At 65.3% G+C, this 18,046-nt stretch carries 16 protein-coding genes and 2 pseudogenes; 7 read left to right on the forward strand and 11 right to left on the reverse strand.

Annotated elements, in window-relative coordinates:
* Positions 1 to 370 precede the first annotated feature (370 nt).
* The 5 genes and pseudogenes from WJ35_RS25720 to WJ35_RS25735 all read right to left on the reverse strand — a co-directional run bounded on the left by WJ35_RS25720 (position 371) and on the right by WJ35_RS25735 (position 6,908).
* Positions 371 to 2,068 (reverse strand): methyl-accepting chemotaxis protein, encoded by a 1,698-nt coding sequence (locus WJ35_RS25720; protein WP_069224670.1) that lies wholly within the window; start codon positions 2,066 to 2,068, stop codon positions 371 to 373.
* Between the two features lie 211 nt (positions 2,069 to 2,279).
* Complete coding sequence (locus WJ35_RS25725; RefSeq protein ID WP_011882448.1) at positions 2,280 to 3,470, reverse strand: EAL and HDOD domain-containing protein; 1,191 nt, start codon at positions 3,468 to 3,470, stop codon at positions 2,280 to 2,282.
* A gap of 561 nt (positions 3,471 to 4,031) precedes the next feature.
* Positions 4,032 to 4,306 (reverse strand): annotated as a pseudogene (locus WJ35_RS32390) (IS3 family transposase); the annotation flags it as partial.
* Between the two features lie 101 nt (positions 4,307 to 4,407).
* Positions 4,408 to 5,502 carry a potassium channel family protein gene (locus WJ35_RS25730; RefSeq protein ID WP_069240309.1) on the reverse strand — a complete coding sequence of 365 codons (1,095 nt, stop codon included), beginning with the start codon at positions 5,500 to 5,502 and terminating at the stop codon, positions 4,408 to 4,410.
* 71 nt (positions 5,503 to 5,573) lie between these two features.
* Positions 5,574 to 6,908: an NAD(P)/FAD-dependent oxidoreductase gene (locus WJ35_RS25735; RefSeq protein WP_069240310.1), complete on the reverse strand. Its 1,335-nt coding sequence runs from the start codon at positions 6,906 to 6,908 to the stop codon at positions 5,574 to 5,576.
* A gap of 195 nt (positions 6,909 to 7,103) precedes the next feature.
* On the opposite strand from WJ35_RS25735, the gene WJ35_RS25740 reads away from it, so the two are divergent.
* The 4 genes from WJ35_RS25740 to WJ35_RS25755 all read left to right on the forward strand — a co-directional run bounded on the left by WJ35_RS25740 (position 7,104) and on the right by WJ35_RS25755 (position 10,431).
* Complete coding sequence (locus tag WJ35_RS25740; protein ID WP_069240311.1) at positions 7,104 to 7,751, forward strand: hypothetical protein; 648 nt, start codon at positions 7,104 to 7,106, stop codon at positions 7,749 to 7,751.
* 373 nt (positions 7,752 to 8,124) lie between these two features.
* Entirely contained in the window at positions 8,125 to 8,409 is a 285-nt protein-coding gene (locus WJ35_RS25745) for a hypothetical protein (RefSeq protein WP_014725235.1), read from the forward strand.
* A gap of 529 nt (positions 8,410 to 8,938) precedes the next feature.
* Positions 8,939 to 9,844, forward strand: coding sequence for a manganese catalase family protein (locus WJ35_RS25750; protein ID WP_011882454.1), 906 nt, complete (start codon positions 8,939 to 8,941; stop codon positions 9,842 to 9,844).
* Between the two features lie 68 nt (positions 9,845 to 9,912).
* Positions 9,913 to 10,431 (forward strand): ferritin-like domain-containing protein, encoded by a 519-nt coding sequence (locus WJ35_RS25755; RefSeq protein ID WP_011882455.1) that lies wholly within the window; start codon positions 9,913 to 9,915, stop codon positions 10,429 to 10,431.
* 18 nt (positions 10,432 to 10,449) lie between these two features.
* Here WJ35_RS25755 and WJ35_RS25760 read toward each other — a convergent pair whose 3' ends face one another.
* From WJ35_RS25760 to WJ35_RS25775, 4 genes and pseudogenes are all read right to left on the reverse strand, one after another.
* Positions 10,450 to 10,728 (reverse strand): hypothetical protein, encoded by a 279-nt coding sequence (locus WJ35_RS25760; RefSeq protein WP_034195210.1) that lies wholly within the window; start codon positions 10,726 to 10,728, stop codon positions 10,450 to 10,452.
* A 96-nt stretch (positions 10,729 to 10,824) separates the two neighbouring features.
* Positions 10,825 to 12,447, reverse strand: coding sequence for a chaperonin GroEL (gene groL, locus WJ35_RS25765; RefSeq protein WP_069240312.1), 1,623 nt, complete (start codon positions 12,445 to 12,447; stop codon positions 10,825 to 10,827).
* A gap of 80 nt (positions 12,448 to 12,527) precedes the next feature.
* On the reverse strand, positions 12,528 to 12,845 hold the full coding sequence (locus WJ35_RS25770; RefSeq protein WP_069240635.1) for a co-chaperone GroES: 318 nt from the start codon (positions 12,843 to 12,845) through the stop codon (positions 12,528 to 12,530).
* A gap of 166 nt (positions 12,846 to 13,011) precedes the next feature.
* Positions 13,012 to 13,661, reverse strand: a pseudogene (locus WJ35_RS25775) (diguanylate cyclase).
* 201 nt (positions 13,662 to 13,862) lie between these two features.
* Here WJ35_RS25775 and WJ35_RS25780 point away from each other — a divergent pair.
* Complete coding sequence (locus WJ35_RS25780) at positions 13,863 to 14,192, forward strand: hypothetical protein (RefSeq protein WP_069240313.1); 330 nt, start codon at positions 13,863 to 13,865, stop codon at positions 14,190 to 14,192.
* A 104-nt stretch (positions 14,193 to 14,296) separates the two neighbouring features.
* On the opposite strand, the gene WJ35_RS25785 is transcribed toward WJ35_RS25780, so the two are convergent.
* Both WJ35_RS25785 and WJ35_RS25790 read right to left on the reverse strand, forming a co-directional pair.
* Positions 14,297 to 14,578, reverse strand: a complete 282-nt coding sequence (locus tag WJ35_RS25785) for a hypothetical protein (RefSeq protein ID WP_045577881.1) — start codon at positions 14,576 to 14,578, stop codon at positions 14,297 to 14,299.
* A 209-nt stretch (positions 14,579 to 14,787) separates the two neighbouring features.
* On the reverse strand, positions 14,788 to 14,997 hold the full coding sequence (locus tag WJ35_RS25790) for a hypothetical protein (RefSeq protein ID WP_034195215.1): 210 nt from the start codon (positions 14,995 to 14,997) through the stop codon (positions 14,788 to 14,790).
* 382 nt (positions 14,998 to 15,379) lie between these two features.
* Between WJ35_RS25790 and WJ35_RS25795 the strand changes: the two genes are divergently transcribed.
* A complete protein-coding gene (locus WJ35_RS25795) occupies positions 15,380 to 16,234 on the forward strand; it encodes a helix-turn-helix domain-containing protein (protein ID WP_060233657.1) in 855 nt (284 codons plus the stop codon).
* 125 nt (positions 16,235 to 16,359) lie between these two features.
* On the forward strand, positions 16,360 to 18,027 hold the full coding sequence (locus WJ35_RS25800) for an ATP-dependent helicase (RefSeq protein WP_060233655.1): 1,668 nt from the start codon (positions 16,360 to 16,362) through the stop codon (positions 18,025 to 18,027).
* Positions 18,028 to 18,046: the final 19 nt, after the last annotated feature.

Genomic DNA, 18,046 nt, shown 5'->3' on the forward strand with positions numbered 1-18,046 from the left:
CAGGAACGCCATCTCGGCGGGATTTTTCGGGAAATGCACGCGGCAAACGAAGCCAGCGGGATTCGATGAATGCTGTCCCCGAGGAAGCTGGCGTGATAATCCCCGCTTTACGTGGGATTCAGAAGCAGAAACTAAGCGGCCATGGCCGCCGCTGCTTTGGGGTTAATACGCGCAGCGGATTTGCTGTTCGGTGAACTTGCCCGCTTTCACGACGTGATTCCTCGTCTCGATGACAACATCACGCCGGAAATTTCGACTTTGAAGTCGGCAATTTTTACTGGACCGAGTCACAGCGACCCGTTCAACAAGAAACGACGCCGGCGGGCGCATGCCCGCCGGCGGTCCATCAAAAATCAGAACGTGTCACGGACTAGAACGACTGCCAGCTCGCGGCGCTTTCATTGGCCACGACTGCGGCCTCGGTTTTGCGTTGAACCGTCTTTCGCACGGCCGGCTTCGGGCGCGGCTGGACCTCTGCCGCTCGCTCCGTTGGGCTGGCCGCGACCGCCATCCCGTCAGGCAGGCGGAAGATCGAAACCAGTTCGCGTAACGCGTTCGACTGCGATGCCATCGACTGCGCCGCTGCAGAAGCCTCCTCAACGAGCGCGGCGTTCTGTTGCGTGACCTCGTCCATCTGCATGACCGCCTGATTGACCTGCTCGATGCCGGTATGCTGCTCGACCGACGCCGACGCAATTTCGCCCATGAGGTCGGTGACACGCTTTACCGCGACGACGACCTCGTTCATCGTGGCGCCGGCGTTGTCGACGAGAGACGTGCCGGCCTCCACTTTGGCCACCGACTGACTGATCAGCTCCTTGATCTCCTTGGCCGCCGATGCGCTTCGCTGCGCAAGCGCCCGCACTTCGCTCGCCACCACCGCGAAGCCGCGACCTTGCTCGCCGGCCCGGGCTGCCTCAACGGCCGCGTTCAGTGCGAGGATGTTCGTCTGGAAGGCGATGCCCTCGATGACGGCGATGATTTCAGCGACCTTTGCCGAGCTGTGGGAAATGTCGTGCATCGTATCGACGACCTTCGCCACCACCTGCCCGCCTCGGACCGCGACCTCAGAAGCATTGCCGGCGAGCGTGTTCCCCTGCCGCGCGTTCTCCGTGTTCTGTTTGACCGTCGCCGTCAACTGCTCCATGCTGGCCGCGGTTTCCTCGAGCGAGGCCGCCTGCTCCTCGGTACGCTGGCTGAGATCGGTGTTGCCGGCAGCGATCTGCGCGGAGCCCGACGCGATGCTTTCGCTGCTCGAGCGCACGCGCCCCACCACGTCCTGCAGCCGCGCGTTCATATTCCGCAGCGCCAGCAGAAGCTGGCTCGTCTCGTCGCGACCGGATACTTCGATATTGGACGTGAGATCGCCGCGCGCGACCGTCTCCGCGATGCCGACTGCGCGACCGAGCGGTGTGACGATGGAACGGGTAATCAACCATGCGACAGCGACCGACAGCAGTAGCGCCGTGCCGCACAACACACCGGTCAACAGGAGCGTCGAGTGATAGTTGGTTGCCGCTTCGGCCGTCGCGACGCCCGCGCCCGCGCGGTTCAGCTTCACATCTTGCTCGACGAGGTCCAATGCCTGCGCGAACAGCATTGCAGACTCCCCTGTCGCAAGCGATCTGGCCGCAGCAAATCCGGCATCGCCCGATTCCGACAGCGCCAGAAGTTTAGCGTCGGAGGCCAGGAATGCGCTCCATGCTTTACCCATACTGTCGAAAAGCTGTCGCTCCTCGGGCGAAGAAACGAGCTTCTCATAGCTGGCCATCGCAGCTTTCATGGATGCCAGCGCGGCATCGTGCTGACTACGCTGGCTATTCTTCGCCGAAGCCTCACTTTCCAGCACGGACCGGAGGGTAGCCCGCCGGACGCCGTTGGCGAGCGCCCTGATTTCACCCAATGTCTGAACGCTGACGAGCCAGTTGTCGGCGATCTCGCGGGTGCCCTCATAAATTCGCGATGCCTGCAACATGGCGAGTCCGCCCGTCACCATCAGCAGCAGCAACGTAATGCCAAAACCCACTCTGAGGCGAGTTCCAATGCGCAGGTTAACTAAGTACTTCATAAGCCATTCTCCATTTGACGTTCCATATAACGACTTAGTCTCATCAAGCCGACCGGCGATCGAGCGCAAAATCGACGCATCCGATCGCCATCGAAATCACTGCAGTTGCGCCCGGTATTCCGGGTCGCTTGGCGACTTCCTTCGGCCGGCGAGGGGTCCGCGAGACGCATTCGGCCTTCGCAGACGTGCCGGGCAAAGGAAGTGCCATCGGCTATCTCTGTCCTTGCCCCTCCGATGTGGAATCCCGTCCGCGCTCGAATATCTCGGCAGCGCCGAGCAGCTCTCCGAGCTTGCCGGACCGCCCGGTAAGAGCCGCTTTCATACCCGGCTCGAGCGGCAGTTCTTCTGCGAACTCATCCTGTTGCCGGCCGTAGACGACGTGCAACAGCGACAGCATGCCGGTCAGGTAAGCGGTCTGTGCGAAGGCCGTCTCGTTCGGGGACTCGAAGAGCGCGACGTCCAGCATGAAGGAAGCACGTTGTCTCGCTAGCGCGATCAGCGGATCTCGACAAACCGTCTCCGGATCGGGATGGTTGTAGAGCAGCAGGCTGCACCATTGGAATAGCCGTGTAGTGCCGATCGCAGCGAGTGCGTGATGCAGCGAAGCGATGGCCGTGCGCTTCGGGTTCACGTTGCCGGAGCAGTTGGCGAGGCGCAGAACCTGCGCCACCAGCACGGGCATGTCGGATAGCGCGTGAATGACGCGATGATCGCCAGCGTCTTCGATCAGCAGGTTGAGCAGATCCACCAGTTGCCCCAGGTCGGGCACCAGACGGCGCGCCTCCATCACCTGCGGTCTGCTGAAGTAAAAGCCCTGGACCATGTCGCAGCCGCTGCCAATTGCGGCATGCCACTGTTCGTGGCTATCGATCTTCTCGGCAACCACGATCTTGCCGGCGCGTTTCAGATCGCCCACCATCGCGCGCGCGCTCGGCGCGTCGAATGCCGGCCACTCGAGCTTGACGATGTCGACTGCCGGCAGAAACGCGACGATGTCGGGCGTGAGCTTCGCGACATCGTCGAGCGCCACGCGAAAGCCGGCTGCGCGCAATGCATTGCAGCGCTTTTTCAGCGACTCGTCGAGTTCACACGATTCGAGGACTTCGAGCACGAATCGCGGACCGGTCAAGATCTGCGGCACATCGGAGTGCAGGAAATGCGACGTGCAATTCAGGTATCCGTCGAGGCCCGCGAGCACCGTATCGAGGCCCAACGCACCCACGGTACGCTCGACGACATGTGCGGTGCTGCCGAAGCCGTCGACGACATCGGCGGTGGCCGTGTGGCCGTTCCTGAACAGCAGTTCGTAGGCGACGGTCCGGCCGTCCCGGTCGACGATAGGCTGGCGTGCGACGAACGTCGATGCGCCCTGATTGAGTACCCGTTGCCAAGCCTGGATCATTCCCTGATTCCCCGTTTTTTTTCGTCTCTTATTGCTGTCGCTGGCTGCGCTGCGCGGTTCCTGCAACGTATACGTATCGATGGGCGGTTCGGATGCGTTGCGGTGCGGGCCATCTGTACGAAATGTTCCGGACAATCGCCGGTCGCTCGATACCCAGGTACACGCCTGCCCGTGCTCTTCTTCCGCTTCTTACCGGTATGTCGGCACATTGCAAACTTACTGTAATTGATGCGCTCGCCGGCCAAGGAGACATTTCTCAAGACGGCCGAATAAATCGGTTCGCTTGCCCTGCCACGCGGACGCGTCAGCGTGACTGCCAGCCCTCGCAAACGATCAACTGCGAATTAATTTTTTTATTGGCTGATGAGAAAAATATTGTGTTGGACGTAATGAGAAATGTTTAAATCGTCAGATGAAATTGGGAATCGATGAATCTTTCTTCCGCGTCGTTGCAACGTCCGCGGATACGGCAGATAAACCCTCATCGATTCGTGAAGATCGATGAAGTGCCGACAGCGAAGGCGATCGATCTCATCCGCGGGGAGCGGAAAACCGGCAGCATTCGTACCGAACGGTTCGGTTGTATCGTTCGAGGTATGCGTTCTGCTGCGTCTTGCACGGACGGCTGTAGTCCAGCCGAATGTCGTACTGTCGAGCCCATTCGAAAATCGCCGCGCTCAGAGACTCCGGCGCGTTACCACACCGCAGCGTTTTGGGCCTCGCCATGCACGGCTCACGCGCTCTGACGGCAGCGAAAAGTCGATCTCGATATCAAGGGCTTCGCGGTTGAAATCTTCAATCACGTTGAACAACCGGAAGCAGCGCCCGTGGGCCAAATGTCACTACTGGACCGCGCATGCATCGCCACCTCATGCGCGCAAGGTGCAACTCAATCTTTTTTGCGAGCGAATTTGGATTTAATCAGAGGCAGCATCCCTCAACCATCCCCCTCCGGAATCCGCGCCGACTGGATCACGACGAGCGTATCGCCGGCCTGGATCCGGCACGGCGGGTCTTCGTAGAACGAGTGGATCTTGCCGCCGCGGTCGAGCCCGACGACGATCGCGCCCGGCACGACGTTCGTCATGCAGCCGATCTCGTGCTTCATCGCCGGCCGTTCGACCAGCGTCGCGCGGCCGCGGGTCGACAGCATGTCGTTGACGAACGGCACGATATAGCGGCTCTGCACCGCATCCGCGAGCAGCAGCGCGCCGATCTTCGTCGACGACACGATCACGTCCGCCCCCGCCTGCCGCAGCTGCCGCTGGTACAGGTTCTCCTGGATGCGCACGACGATCTTCGTGTCGGGTGCAATGCTGCGCACCGACAGCGTCAGCAGGATCGCGGTCGGATCGTCGGTCACCGAGATGATCACCGCCTTCGCGGCGCGCACCTGCGCCTGCTGCAGCAGGTCCTCGTGCGCGGGATCGCCGAGCAGCCCGGTCACGCCGAGCGAGGTCGCGGCCTCGAGCGCCTGCTGCTGCGAGTCGATCACGATCACCGTCGCCGGATCGACGCCGCTTTCGAGCAGCTCGCGCACGGCGATCGAGCCGGACAGGCCGTAGCCGCACACGACGATGTGATCGGTCAGTTGCTTTTGCAGGCGTTTCATGCGGAATTCCTCGACGACGCGCTGGATCACGAACTGATACGCCGTGCCCAGGAAGATGAACCAGATGCCGATGCGGATCGGCACGATGAAGAAGGCATCGATCAGGCGCGCCCGCGCGGTGACGGGCACGATGTCGCCGTAGCCGACCGTCGCGACCGTGACCATCGTGAAATAGACGAGGTCGGCGATGCCCATCGGCGTGCTCTTCGTCGAATCGCGCAGGCCGTCGCGATCGAGATACAGCACGAGGAACGCGAGCGCGCACAGGAACACGACGAGGGCGAGGCGAAACAGCAGCGTGCGATGCGGCGACGTCGCGGGACGCGTGAACAGCGTGCGCGCGCGCGGCGCCTGCCACGGATTGCGGGCGCGGCGCAGGCGGGAGCGCAACGACCGGCGCTGGTCGGAAGGCGTTGCCAACGGGATTCTCCTGAACAATGCGGGCTCGATTCTACGACGGCCTACGACGCGAGCGTGCGCGCCCACGCGCGTCACAGCACGCTGCGCGGACGCACCATCGTCCCGTCGACGAAACGCCGCGCGCGGAACGCGGCGAGATCGAGCGACGGCGCACCGGTGTCGACCCATTCGGCGAGCAGCCGGCCGACGATCGGCCCCATCGCGAACCCGTGGCCGCAGAAGCCGGTCGCGATCGCGAGCCCCGCCGGCGTGCCGGGCGCGTCGATCACCGGGATGCCGTCGGGCAGCACGTCGATCAGGCCGGCCCACGCCTCGACGACCTGCGCGTCCTTCAGCGCCGGAAAGATCGCCTTCAGCTTCGCGAGCGCGCGCGGCGCATGCGCGGGGTTCGGCTGCGGCTGCGGATCGCGCGGCTCGATCGGCCCGGGCCCGCCGTTGACCCGCGCGGCCAGGTCGCGCCACGCGGCGCCGTTCAGGTGGAGGCGGAATTTCTCGCGCTGCGACCAGAACTCCGGCCAGAACAGGCTCAGCCCGCGCAGGTGGCCGAGCGTCAGGTCGACGTCCGCCTGCATGTCGTCGGCGAGATTGATCGCGCCGTTGCTGCGCTGGCGGATGCCGAGGCCGTGCCCCCAGAGCGTCGACGCGGACACCGGCGGCAGCACGTTGGTGCGCATGCAGGTGCCGCGCACGGCCTGCTGCGGCAACCGGATGCCGACGCCGTCGAGCAGCCGGAAGCTCGTCGCGCCGGCCGCGCAGATCACGCGCGACGCGCGGATCGTGCCGCGCTCGGTCGCGACGCCGACGACCGCGCCGCCCGCCGTTTCGATGGCCGTCACGCCGCAGCCTTCGAAGAAGCGCGCACCGGCCTCGGTCGCGCGCGCGGCAAACGCGGCGGCCACGCGCTGCGGCTCGGCCTGGCCGTCCGAAGCCGTATATAGCCCGCCGAGCGTGCGCACGTGCGCGGAGAGTCCGCTCACGCGCCCGTCGATCTCCGCGCGTGTGACGGTGCGCGTGTCGAGCCCGTGGTCGCGGGCGACGCTCAGCCACGCCTGAAACGACGCCCAGGCCGCTTCGTTGTCCGCAATATAGAGACAGCCGCCCTGCCGCCATTCGAGATCGAAACCGAGCGCGGCCTCCAGTCCTTCCCAGATCCGCATGCCGGCCATCATCAGCGGCACTTCGGGGGCTTCGCGCCCCTGCTGGCGCACGAAGCCCCATGCGCGCGCGGATTGCTGCCCGGCGAGCCGGGACTTGTCGAGCACGACGGCCTTCAGGCCGCGCAAGCCCAGGTAGTACGCGGCCGCGCAGCCCATGATGCCGGCGCCCGCGATCACCACGTCGGCATCGGTCGGAAATGCCGTGTCGGCGCGGGTCAATGCATCGTGCAACGGATAAGTGGTCGTCATCGTTCTCGGTGGCGTGAGGTGTCCGGCCGCGCATCGCCATTCGCGATGGTCGCCGCCGAATCGGGCTGTCGAAGGTCGGATCGTGCGCGAACGCACGGCAAGGCATGCGAGCGGCCGTCCCCATTTTTTCGTCTTGACGGCGCTATGTTACCGCGCGCTAAACTGTACATCCATACAGTGTTTTATGCAGTGGCAATGATCCTCCCCCCATTCGATCCTCCGAAGCTGAACGACCTCGCCGAATGGTGGACGAAGTGCACCTATGCGGACGTGCAGCGCCTGATTCTGGAAGTCCAGCATCTGCGTCTGACGCTATGGGAACTGAAGGCGCATGTCGCCGACGCATCGCGCCGGATTCGCGTGCTCGATCCCGACATGCTCGCGCACGGCTCCGCGCTGCGGCGGCTGACCTACCTGCTCGAAAAGGAAATCGAACGCGCCAATCCGATCGGCCGCTCGCGCGACGTCTATGCGCCGTTTTCGGACGAATGGCGTGCTCGCGAAGCGCTGCGCTGCGCATTGCGCGCGCAACCGGGGCCGGCGCAAGCCGGCGCACGCGTACGCACGATGCCGGCGTTCGAGCGCGTCACGTGGGCCGAACTGCGCGAACGCTGGCGCCGCTCGAGCGACCGGCAATCGAGCCACTACAGCCTCGAACAACGCATGGTGCTCGAGATCGCGCGACAGCGCGTGGTGATACTCGCGCGTGCGCGCAAACTGGTCGACGACGCGATCGACGAAGCCGCCGCCGACGGCAAGCAATTGTTCGCGCTCGATCAGCTCAGGCGGCTGCTGTCCGTCGAGCGCGAAGACGGCGAGCCGTTCACGTACTTGCCGTCCTGACGCGTTCGTCCCGTAGCGCGAGTTCGTACGGTGATGCATCCGCTCGCGGCCGCCACATCACCACGAAAATCGCGCACACGTCTGTTCGCCATCGCACGTTGCACGTGTCACAGCGACGTCACTCGCACGGCCATACCATCAATCACGCGCGGCGCACCGTATGTCGTCCTTGCCGCGGCCGGGAACGAAACGTGCTGCGCCACACCGCCTGCCGGGACTCATTTATTTTCTTTGACGAGATCGGCATAACCGGCGAATATTCGCGTCGATCCATCGGTTAGTACTTCTTCAAAACACAAAAAATACGCCGCTCTCCGAGCAAAACGAGGACTTACGTTGTTTCGCGAACTGATATCCGATCGAAGGGGAAGAAATGACGCCGCCGTCCCAGGATGTGAGCATCAGAAAACCCGCTTCCGTAGCGAAAGCCGCCGAGCCTTCGCCCACCTTCTGGAAGCCCGCGCCGCCGATCGACGTGCCTGCGCCGCAACCGGAGCAGCAGCCGATGCCCGATCTGCGCGATTTTTTCGCAGCCGCGGCACTGCAAGGACTGTTGTCGCGCGATGCCGGTCGCAACGTGTCGTCGATCGCCGACTATGAATCGAAGCGCGCCGTTACCGCCTATCGGCTCGCCGACGAAATGCTGAAGGCGCGATAAGCACGCAAGCCTGCGAAAACCGCGGGCTTGCCTTCCCACCGGCCGGCTGCCGTGCCCGGCCACACGCAACCCCGCATCGACTCTCTTCCAATAAAGCTGCTTCTGCCGCGCGTAAGCGAAATGACAAGCGCTTGAAAAATCCGCCGACGCTTGCACGCATCGCGAAAGCGCCGCTCGCGTCTCGTCTTCCCCGCATCGCGAAAGCGCCTCAAACGGCCACGAACTTTGCCGTAGCGGCACAAGCGTTTGTCGGCCCGCACAGGTCATTGCGCCGAACCGCACCGTCATCGTCCGATCGCTACGCGCATCACTACGACGCGTTCGCGCGGCATCACACGCCGCACACGCCGCTCAAGCTCCGTCGAACCGCACCTACGTTCGCGAACACGCCGCTCGTCGCGCAGCGAGCGCAGACGCTCTGCGCGGCAACCGCTCGAGCGACGAACCGGCCGCTCGATCGACTGCGGGATCGCTTCCTGCTGTACGGCCATCGCGGATCTTCACGCGCAACCCACTTCATGGAGACTTCATGTTCATTCACAACACACGGCTTCAGTACACGGTGCGCGTCGATGCGCCCAATCCGGGGCTCGCGAACCTGCTGCTCGAACAGTTCGGCGGCCCGCAGGGCGAACTCGCCGCCGCGATGCGCTATTTCACGCAGGCGGTCACCGAGGAGGATCCGGGCCGCAAGGACATGCTGTTCGACATCGCCACCGAGGAGCTGAGCCACCTCGAAGTGATCGGCTCGCTGGTCGCGATGCTCAATCGCGGCGCGAAGGGCGAACTCGCCGAGGCCGTCGACGAGCAGGCCGAGCTGTACCGCAAGCTGCACGGCGCGGGCAACGACAGCCACGTGACGCAGCTGCTGTACGGCGCCGGCACGCCGCTCACCAATTCGGGCGGCGTGCCGTGGACGGCCGCGTACATCGACACGATCGGCGAGCCGACCGCCGACCTGCGCTCGAACATCGCGGCCGAAGCGCGCGCGAAAATCATCTACGAGCGGCTCATCAACGTGACCGACGATCCCGGCATCCGCGACGCGCTCGGCTTCCTGATGACGCGCGAGGTATCGCATCAGAAGTCGTTCGAGAAGGCGCTGTACGCGATCACCGCGAACTTCCCGCCGGGCAAGCTGCCGCCGGTCGAGCCCTACGACCGCGTGTACTTCCGCATGCAGCCGGACGCTGCCGCGCTGGTCGGCCCGTGGAATCACGGCGCCGGCCTGGAGATTCGTCCCGGCGAGCCTGCGGTCGACGGCGGCACCGGCATTGCGGAGGGCATGCTGGAACCGGAGCAGGCAGACGCGATCGACGCGATGTCGCAACGGCTGGCATCGGACCGCAACAGCGATCCGCTGACCGGCGCGGAGCTCGGCTCTGGCGCACCGACGCCGCAGCCGGGCGCGGCCGACGAACCCGATGACGCATGAACCATCACGCGACGGACGTGCGCTTGCGAGCGGAACGCCGCTTCACCCAATCGAACGGAGAGAACGCAATGACCACGGACACGACCGCAGCAGAGGAAAACCTGATGGACTGGCTGCGCGACGCGCACGCGATGGAAGAACAGGCTGAGACGATGCTCACGTCGATGGCCGGTCGGATCGACCACTATCCGGATCTGAAGCGGCGCATCGAGCAACACATCGAAGAAACGCGCGAGCAGGCACGCCTGATACGCGGCTGCATCGAACGGCGCGGCGGATCGGTGTCGACGATGAAGGACGTCGGCGCCAAGACGATGGCGTGGGTGCAGGGCCTCGCGGGCATGTTCGCCTCCGACGAGATCGTCAAGGGCGGCATGGCGAGCTACACCTTCGAGCATTTCGAAATCGCCGCGTATCGCAACCTGATCGAAGCGGCACGCTTCGTCGGCGACCGCGAGACGATGACGATCTGCGAGCGGATCCTGCCCGAGGAGCAGGCGATGGCCGCGTGGCTCGAACACAACATGGCGGGCGTCGTGCGCACCTATCTCGCCCGCGATGAGACCGACGCGCCCGCGAAACGCTGACGGCGCCGAGCCTCGCGATCACGCGCCCGCTGCGCCGGGCTCGGACTGGTCGGCCATCAGGTACTGAATGACGAGCGTCGGATCCGCGACGTCGAGAATCAGGCGACGCATCACACGCTTGCGCATGTGCGCGTCGTCGAGGGTCCACGGGCCGGCCGCGTCGCCGAGGTAGCGGGCCACCGCATCGCGGTGGTCGCCGTCCGGCGGCAGGCCGAGCCGCGCGGCGAGCAGCCCCGCGACGACATCGTCGATCTCGATGTGCAGCGGCTTCGAATCGATCGACAGCTGAAGTTTCATGATCGGTCTCTGCAACATGAAAAAGACGGTGCGCGCGCCTATCGCGCGCACCGAACCGTGCCGCGCCGGCCAGCGGCGGCGCCAGTGTCGGCGCGTTCAGTAACCGAGCTCGGGGGACGGCGCGGCTTCAGCGCGTTCGTCCTTCGGTGCGTCGGCGACGGTCGCATCGGTCGTCAGCACGAGGCCGGCGATCGACGCCGCGTTCTGCAGCGCGGTGCGCGTGACCTTGGTGGGATCGACCACACCCGCCTCGACGAGATCGCCATACTCGCCGGTGGCCGCGTTGTAGCCGAAGTTGCCCTTGCCTTCGAGCACCTTCGCGATGACCACCGAAGGCTCATCCCCCGCGTTCGAGGCGATGACGCGCAGCGGTGCTTCGAGCGCGCGCAGCACGATATGGACACCGGCGTCCTGATCACTGTTGGCGCCTTTCAGGCTCGTCACCGCCGAACGCGCGCGCAGAAGCGCGACGCCGCCGCCCGGCACGATGCCTTCCTCGACCGCCGCGCGCGTCGCATGCAGCGCGTCGTCGACACGGTCCTTCTTCTCCTTCATCTCGATCTCGGTCGCCGCGCCGACCTTGATCACGGCTACACCGCCCGCGAGCTTCGCCACGCGTTCCTGCAGCTTCTCGCGGTCGTAGTCGCTCGTGGCTTCCTCGATCTGCGTACGGATGGACTTCACGCGCGCTTCGATGCGCTTCTCGTCGCCCGCGCCGTCGATGATGATCGTGTCGTCCTTGCGCACCTCGACGCGCTTGGCACGGCCGAGATCCTCGAGTGCTGCCTTCTGCAGTTGCTTGCCGGTTTCTTCCGAGATGACGGTCGCGCCAGTCAGGATGGCGATGTCCTCGAGCATGGCCTTGCGCCGGTCGCCGAAACCGGGCGCCTTGACCGCCGCCACCTTCAGGATGCCTCGCATCGCGTTGACCACGAGCGTGGCCAGGGCTTCGCCGTCGACATCTTCCGCAATGATCAGCAGCGGCTTGCCTGCCTTGGAGGTCGCCTCGAGGACCGGCAGCAGATCCCGGATGTTCGATATCTTTTTGTCGTGCAACAGGATCAGCGCGTCGTCCAGATACGCGGCCTGCTTTTCCGGATCGTTGATGAAATAGGGGCTGACGTAGCCGCGGTCGAACTGCATCCCTTCAACCACGTCCAGCTCATTCTCGAGCGACTTGCCATCCTCGACCGTGATGACGCCTTCCTTGCCGACCTTCTCCATGGCGTCAGCGATTATCTTGCCGATCGCCTCGTCGGCGTTCGCCGAGATCGAACCCACCTGCGCGATCTCCCTGTTCGTGGAAATCGGCTTTGACAGCTTGCGCAGCTCGTCGAGCACGGCGGCCACGGCCTTGTCGATGCCGCGCTTGAGGTCCATCGGATTCATGCCGGCGGCAACGTGCTTCATGCCTTCCTGCACGATTGCCTGCGCGAGCACGGTGGCCGTGGTGGTACCGTCGCCGGCCACATCGGCGGTCTTCGATGCGACCTGCTTGACGATCTGCGCGCCCATGTTTTCGAAGCGGTCCTTCAGCTCGATTTCCTTCGCGACCGACACGCCATCCTTCGTGATGGTGGGTGCGCCGAAGCTGCGCTCGATCAGCACATTGCGGCCTTTCGGCCCCAGCGTGACCTTCACGGCATCGGCGAGGACGTTCACGCCTTTGACGATCTGGCTACGCGCACCGTCGCGGAATTTCACGTCTTTTGCAGTCATTTCGTTGCTCCGGGTAAAGTCGTTGAACGGAATGCCGCGCTCACCGGCCGCCTGCCGGCGCGGCGCGGGCGCATCGCGCTTCAGGCCGCCTTGCGGGCAGCCGGCGATGCCACTTCGAGGACGCCCATGACGTCTTCCTCGCGCATGACGAGTAGTTCCTCGCCATTGACCTTGACGGTCTGGCCTGCGTATTTGCCGAAGAGAACCTGGTCACCGACTTTCAACTGGAGCGCGCGCAGCGTTCCATCCTGCAGCAGCCGGCCGCTGCCGACCGCGACGACTTCGCCTTGTTCTGGTTTTTCTGCTGCTGAATCGGGTATCACGATGCCCGAAGCCGTCGTCCGCTGCATTTCGATTCGCTTGACGATAACCCGGTCGTAGAGGGGACGAATCTGCATTTCCATCTCCTGAGCGATTAAAGGATCACCAATAAGGGAATCCGGCAGCGCAGCCACCGGCGAAAGCCGCGATGCGCTGCCGTGCCGTCGATCGGCGAAAAGCGAAATAGTGGCGAGCGAACGCGCTTCAAGACCCGCGCGCACGATGCGTTTGTAACAAAATGTTTCAACGCATCAGGATGCGGCGCACCTCACCCAGCCGGTAGCGCACAGGCGCCGCGCGCTGCAGCGACGGCCGCCACGGCCGCGGCGGGATCGGGCACGGCGGCTGCCGGCCGCCGTCCGCATCGAGGGTGTCGTCCGGCTCATCGAGCGTGCGCCACAGGCCGCCCTTGACGGGCCGGAACAGCCAGCGCGCGTAGCCTTTGCGGCCGCCAGCTGCATCAGCGCGTCGCGCTCCGGCGCGCCGTCGACGAGATGACGTTCGGCGCATGCGCCGGCACCGTAATCGCCGTAGTCGCCGAACGCTTGGCGACACACGAGCGCTTCGCCGGCCGACGCGCCGAGCGTATTGCACGCGCGCCGCTCGACGCGCTCGACCTCCCACGCGCCCAACCGCCATGCCGCATCGAGCAGCATCGCCTCGACGGATTCGAGCGCCGGCCCCGGACGCTCGAACTGGATCGCGCTGCCGGGCACCGGGCGCAGCGGCACGTCGATGCCGGGCAGCGCGAGCGGCGTTTCGCGCAGCAAGCCATGCCAGTGCAGGATCGCGATCAACGGCGTGTCGGCACGTGCGGCGGCGGTCACGGTCACGGCATAGAGCGGCAGTCGAACGGCGTCGATCTGCTCGTTCACGATGTCGAAAAGGTCCATGAAACCTCCCATTCTTTCGAAAGCGGACGGCCCCTTGAAATTCGCAACGCGTGACCTATTTTAGGTGTCGCTCGACGCAGTCGCGGTTCTCGCGCTGCGTGCTTCGATGGGTTATCGGCCAGGCAGGCAACGGCACGGTAGCGCACCGGTTCGTCGCGCATCGGGTTGCCGCCAGGCGATGCTTTGACATGAGAGACGAACATGCTGAGTCCACACGAATTCGCGACCTTGATGCTGATCCGTCATGCGCCGGATCAGCTGGACAACGGCCGTGCCGAAATCGACACGCTGCTCGCACGCCAATTGATCATGCTGGAACATCGCGCCGACGGCGATCGGCGCGTGCATCTGACGCCGCGCGGGCACGCGATGCTCGACGCGTTCGGCGCGAGTGGCGCCCGCCGCCACCGCGCGAGCGGTCGTCCGCCCGCGCTCGCGCACGACCGCGACGAGCCAGACGCGCAGTGCGGTCAATGGTTCGGCGCGGCGGCCGCCGATGCCGGCAGCGCGCAGCCGCAGACGCAGACCTGATAGTCGCGGCAATGCTCGCCGTATGCGGTGCCGCATACGGCGATGCGCGTGAATCGTGGAAAGGGTCTCCGGCGGCAAACGCCGGCAGTCGGGCGCGGCCCGAATCAGTGGCTATGGCGCGTGCGGTTGCGGTTTCCGCTCGCGCGGTCGAACGGCTGCAATCTGGCGAGTTGCTCGACCGACATCGTGACGACTTCGAGAACATGCCGCGCGATCTGCTCGTCGGTCATCCCGGCGCTCAAATACTGTTCGATGCTGATCGTGCGCGGGGGATAGCTGCCCGATTCGTCGTCGACGATGTGGATCCTGGCGGTTCGCCGCTCGGGTGAGAGCACGACCTGGACGGTCCTGCCGTGAACGATGGTCTGCATGCACAAGGCTGACATTGACGGTCTCCCGTTGCGTGTCGTTCTACCAATCATCGGCCGATACCGGCGATTCACCTGAGCAATCTACAAATTTACGTCGCCATTCGCAACCATATGGAATGAATCAAGGCGATCGCACGTGGCACGCCTGGCATGGCTGGCTTCGTTGAACGCGTTCGGCTGTCAGGAGAGCGTACTGCCCGAGGGTTCCGCAACCCGTCGGCACGCTATGCGTAGCGGCTCAACCATTCTTCCGAGAATTTCTTCGCGTACGCGACGGCTTCCGCTTCGGTGTCGAATTCGCCCAGCTTGCGGAATGCGGCCTCGCGGCTGAAACCCAGCTTCGTCACCTCGACTTGCGCGGCATATTTGCCGTTCTCGGTCACGCGCGGCTCGCAGTTCATCTCATACCCGCGCATCACAAACTTTTTCTGCATCGCTTCGATCTGTTTTGAGACGAGCGAAATCGTAGCATGGCGTGCGGCTCGTGCACGCAGCGCCCGGCAACTGTAACTTCATCGGTTGCGCTAGAGGATTTCATCGAAAAAGGGCCGCATGCTGCGCCGCTGCGCGCCGAGGCCTACGCGGCGCACCCGGGCCCGGCGCCGACCGTTATGCATGCCCCGAAGCGGTGCGCATCGCGTAACGTCGTGACACACCTTTCACAGAAACCCATCTTTTCGGCCACGGAATGGCCGCAGTTTTGCGGTAAAGTTATCTTTTCCGCGCGTGGCCGGTCGGCTCGCTACTGAACCTCCCCGAGATTGTCCGACGAGTACCGCCGCAAGGCGTCGTCTTGAACCGATCCGCTCCCGTAGCATGACCACTGAAGCAATAACCACGGATTCCCTCGCGGTCGCCGAGCGCGTGCGCGAGTTGATGACCCGCAACGGCATCGGCAAGCGGCAGCAGACCACCGAGCTGTGCCGTATCCTCGATCTCAGCTTTTCCCAGGGCCACCGCAAACTGCGCGGCAGCAGCCCGTGGACGCTCGCGCAGATCAAGAAAGTCGCCGAAGCCTACGGCGAGCCCGCCGCGCAGTTGTTCGGCGCGCAGACGCTCGACCCCGGCATGGTCGGCGCGTATTCGCAGGAAGCCGTGCTGTACGCGGGCGTGGCCGAGATTCCATGCACCGCGTGGATCGGCGCACCGCTCGAAGCCGGCGCGCGGCCCGAGTTCGTCGCGTACGAGCAGAACGGCCACTGGCGCGTGCTGCGCCATAGCGGCGTGCTCTATCAGAACGCGTACGACGTGCACAAGATCGAAATCTATCCGCGCCGCGCGGAGAGCGACAAGCTGTTCGTCGCCGTGATCGACCCCGATCGCGTCAGCGCGACCGAACTGTGCCGCTATCTCGAACGGCAAGGCTTCGCGACGGCCACGTTCGACGGCCTCACCGCATTCGTCGACGCGCTGCAGGGCCAGGCGTTCGACGCGGTCGTCACCGAATGGCTGTTCGACGACTGCACGGCGGCGACCGGGATCAAGGCGGTGCGCACGTCCGACAACCCCGGCGCGCCGATTTTCGTGCTGACGGGCGACCTGCTCACCGGCCGCGCGAGCGAGGCGGACATCAGCGAAGTGATCCGCGCATTCGACGTGGTCTGCTACGAGAAACCCGCGCGCATGGCGATCCTCAGCGCGGATCTCGCGAAACGGCTCGCGCGGAGCTGAGCACCGCGCCCGCCCCCATCGGCCGGATGGCCAGCGCACGCGCCGCATCGCGGCCGCGAGCGGGTTCCTCAGTACAATAGCCGCACCCGTTCACGCCCACGCCGGCAACCGCCGCGTCCGACCTCATGGCCCGCCTGATCCCCGACGACTGGAAAAGCCTCGCCGCGACCGGCGCGGCGGAACGCGAGCGCGAGACGCTCGCCGCACTCGAACACGCGCTGCCGGACAGCTACACCGTGTACCACGGCGTGCACTGGACCCGCGCCGAACAGGGCTTCTCGGTGTTCGGCGAAGCGGCGTTCGTCGTCGTCAGCCCGGCCGGGCGCGTCCTGCTGATCGAGCAGAAGGCGGGCTTTTTGCGCGAGACGCCGAAGGGGCTCGTCAAGGTCTACCTGCAGACCGAGCGCAACGTGCCGATCCAGCTCGCGCGCACGCAGGAGACGCTGCACCGCCGCCTGACCGCCGCGCTCGGCGCGGGCGTCTACGGCGTGGAGGCGTTGCTTTACTGCCCCGACTACACGATCCGGCAGGCCGCGATCGCGGGCGTCCCGTCCGAGCGCATCGTCGACGCGACGCGCAAGACGCAGCTCGCGCAGGTCATTCAGCAGATCCTGCCCGCCGACGAGCCGCGCGTCGCGAACGCACCGAAGATCCATCACTTCCTCGCCGACGAGCTGGCGCTCACGCCCGATACGAGCGCGCTCGTCGGGCAAGCCGGCACGCTCGTCACGCGGCTGTCCGGCGGCCTCGCCTCGTGGGCGCGCCAACTCGAATTCACGCCGTTCCGGCTGCGCGTCATCGGCACCGCGGGCTCGGGCAAGACGCAGCTCGCGGTGCAGGCGATGCGCGACGCGATCGCCGCGGGCCGGCGCGTGCTCTACGTCTGCTTCAACCGGCCGCTCGCCGACTACATCGCGCGCATCGCGCCGCCCGGCGCGAAGATCGCGAACTACCACCAGCTGTGCGACTGGGTCGCGCGCGACGGCGGCTACACGCCGGATTTCGACGCGCCCGACGCGTTCGGGCGGCTCGAGGCCCGCTTCGCGGAAACGCCGGTGCCCGAGCGCTGGCGCTTCGACGTGCTGATCGTCGACGAGGGGCAGGATTTCCATCCGTCATGGGCGACCGCGCTGGAGCGGCTGCTCGCGCCGGACGGCGCGTGGTGGTGGCTCGAGGATCCATTGCAGAACCTCTACATGCGCGAGCCGGTCGCGCTGCCGGGCTGGGTCTCGCTGAAGGCGCTCACCAACTACCGCAGCCCGCGCGACCTGCTCGATTTCGTGCGCGACGTCGTCGGCCGCGTCGAGCCGCTGGCGGCCGAGCTGCGCTCGGGCAGCCCGTTCGACGGCTCCGATCTCGTCGTGTCCGCCTACGGCGATGCGAACGCGTCGCCCGCCGCGCTGGCCGACGCGTGCATCGACGCGACCAAGCGCGCGATCACGCAGGCGCTGTCGCTCGGGTTCCGCAAGCAGGACATCGCGGTACTGTCGTACCGCGGGCGCGAAGGCTCGGCGCTCGCGGCGCTCGACCAGCTCGGGCCGCACCAGGTCAAGCGCTTCACCGGCAAGTACGACCTGTTCGGCAACCCCGAATACCACGACGGCGACGTGCTGCTCGATTCGATCTATCGCTTCAAGGGACAGTCGGCGCCGTGCGTGATCCTCACCGAGATCGACTTCGACACGCTCGACGCGCGCGCGGCCCGCAAGCTGTTCGTCGGCGCGACCCGCGCGACGATGAAGCTGCTGCTCGTCGCATCGGCGCGCGCGGCTGCGCAGCTCACGGGCGTGTAAGGGGTTGCCCGGACCGGGA

This window comes from Burkholderia ubonensis (assembly GCF_001718695.1).
In the GTDB taxonomy this organism is placed as follows: domain Bacteria; phylum Pseudomonadota; class Gammaproteobacteria; order Burkholderiales; family Burkholderiaceae; genus Burkholderia; species Burkholderia ubonensis_B.

What these genes read in the sequence shown, in the direction of transcription:
- WJ35_RS25735 (WP_069240310.1), bottom strand. Translation starts at nt 6,908, where the DNA reads ATGACGACCACTTATCCGTTGCACGATGCATTGACCCGCGCCGACACG.
- WJ35_RS25790 (WP_034195215.1), bottom strand. Translation starts at nt 14,997, where the DNA reads ATGCAGAAAAAGTTTGTGATGCGCGGGTATGAGATGAACTGCGAGCCG.
- groL (WP_069240312.1), bottom strand. Translation starts at nt 12,447, where the DNA reads ATGACTGCAAAAGACGTGAAATTCCGCGACGGTGCGCGTAGCCAGATC.
- WJ35_RS25770 (WP_069240635.1), bottom strand. Translation starts at nt 12,845, where the DNA reads ATGCAGATTCGTCCCCTCTACGACCGGGTTATCGTCAAGCGAATCGAA.
- WJ35_RS25760 (WP_034195210.1), bottom strand. Translation starts at nt 10,728, where the DNA reads ATGAAACTTCAGCTGTCGATCGATTCGAAGCCGCTGCACATCGAGATC.
- WJ35_RS25800 (WP_060233655.1), top strand. Translation starts at nt 16,360, where the DNA reads ATGGCCCGCCTGATCCCCGACGACTGGAAAAGCCTCGCCGCGACCGGC.
- WJ35_RS25780 (WP_069240313.1), top strand. Translation starts at nt 13,863, where the DNA reads ATGCTGAGTCCACACGAATTCGCGACCTTGATGCTGATCCGTCATGCG.
- WJ35_RS25785 (WP_045577881.1), bottom strand. Translation starts at nt 14,578, where the DNA reads ATGTCAGCCTTGTGCATGCAGACCATCGTTCACGGCAGGACCGTCCAG.
- WJ35_RS25725 (WP_011882448.1), bottom strand. Translation starts at nt 3,470, where the DNA reads ATGATCCAGGCTTGGCAACGGGTACTCAATCAGGGCGCATCGACGTTC.
- WJ35_RS25755 (WP_011882455.1), top strand. Translation starts at nt 9,913, where the DNA reads ATGACCACGGACACGACCGCAGCAGAGGAAAACCTGATGGACTGGCTG.
- WJ35_RS25740 (WP_069240311.1), top strand. Translation starts at nt 7,104, where the DNA reads ATGATCCTCCCCCCATTCGATCCTCCGAAGCTGAACGACCTCGCCGAA.
- WJ35_RS25750 (WP_011882454.1), top strand. Translation starts at nt 8,939, where the DNA reads ATGTTCATTCACAACACACGGCTTCAGTACACGGTGCGCGTCGATGCG.
- WJ35_RS25745 (WP_014725235.1), top strand. Translation starts at nt 8,125, where the DNA reads ATGACGCCGCCGTCCCAGGATGTGAGCATCAGAAAACCCGCTTCCGTA.
- WJ35_RS25720 (WP_069224670.1), bottom strand. Translation starts at nt 2,068, where the DNA reads ATGAAGTACTTAGTTAACCTGCGCATTGGAACTCGCCTCAGAGTGGGT.
- WJ35_RS25795 (WP_060233657.1), top strand. Translation starts at nt 15,380, where the DNA reads ATGACCACTGAAGCAATAACCACGGATTCCCTCGCGGTCGCCGAGCGC.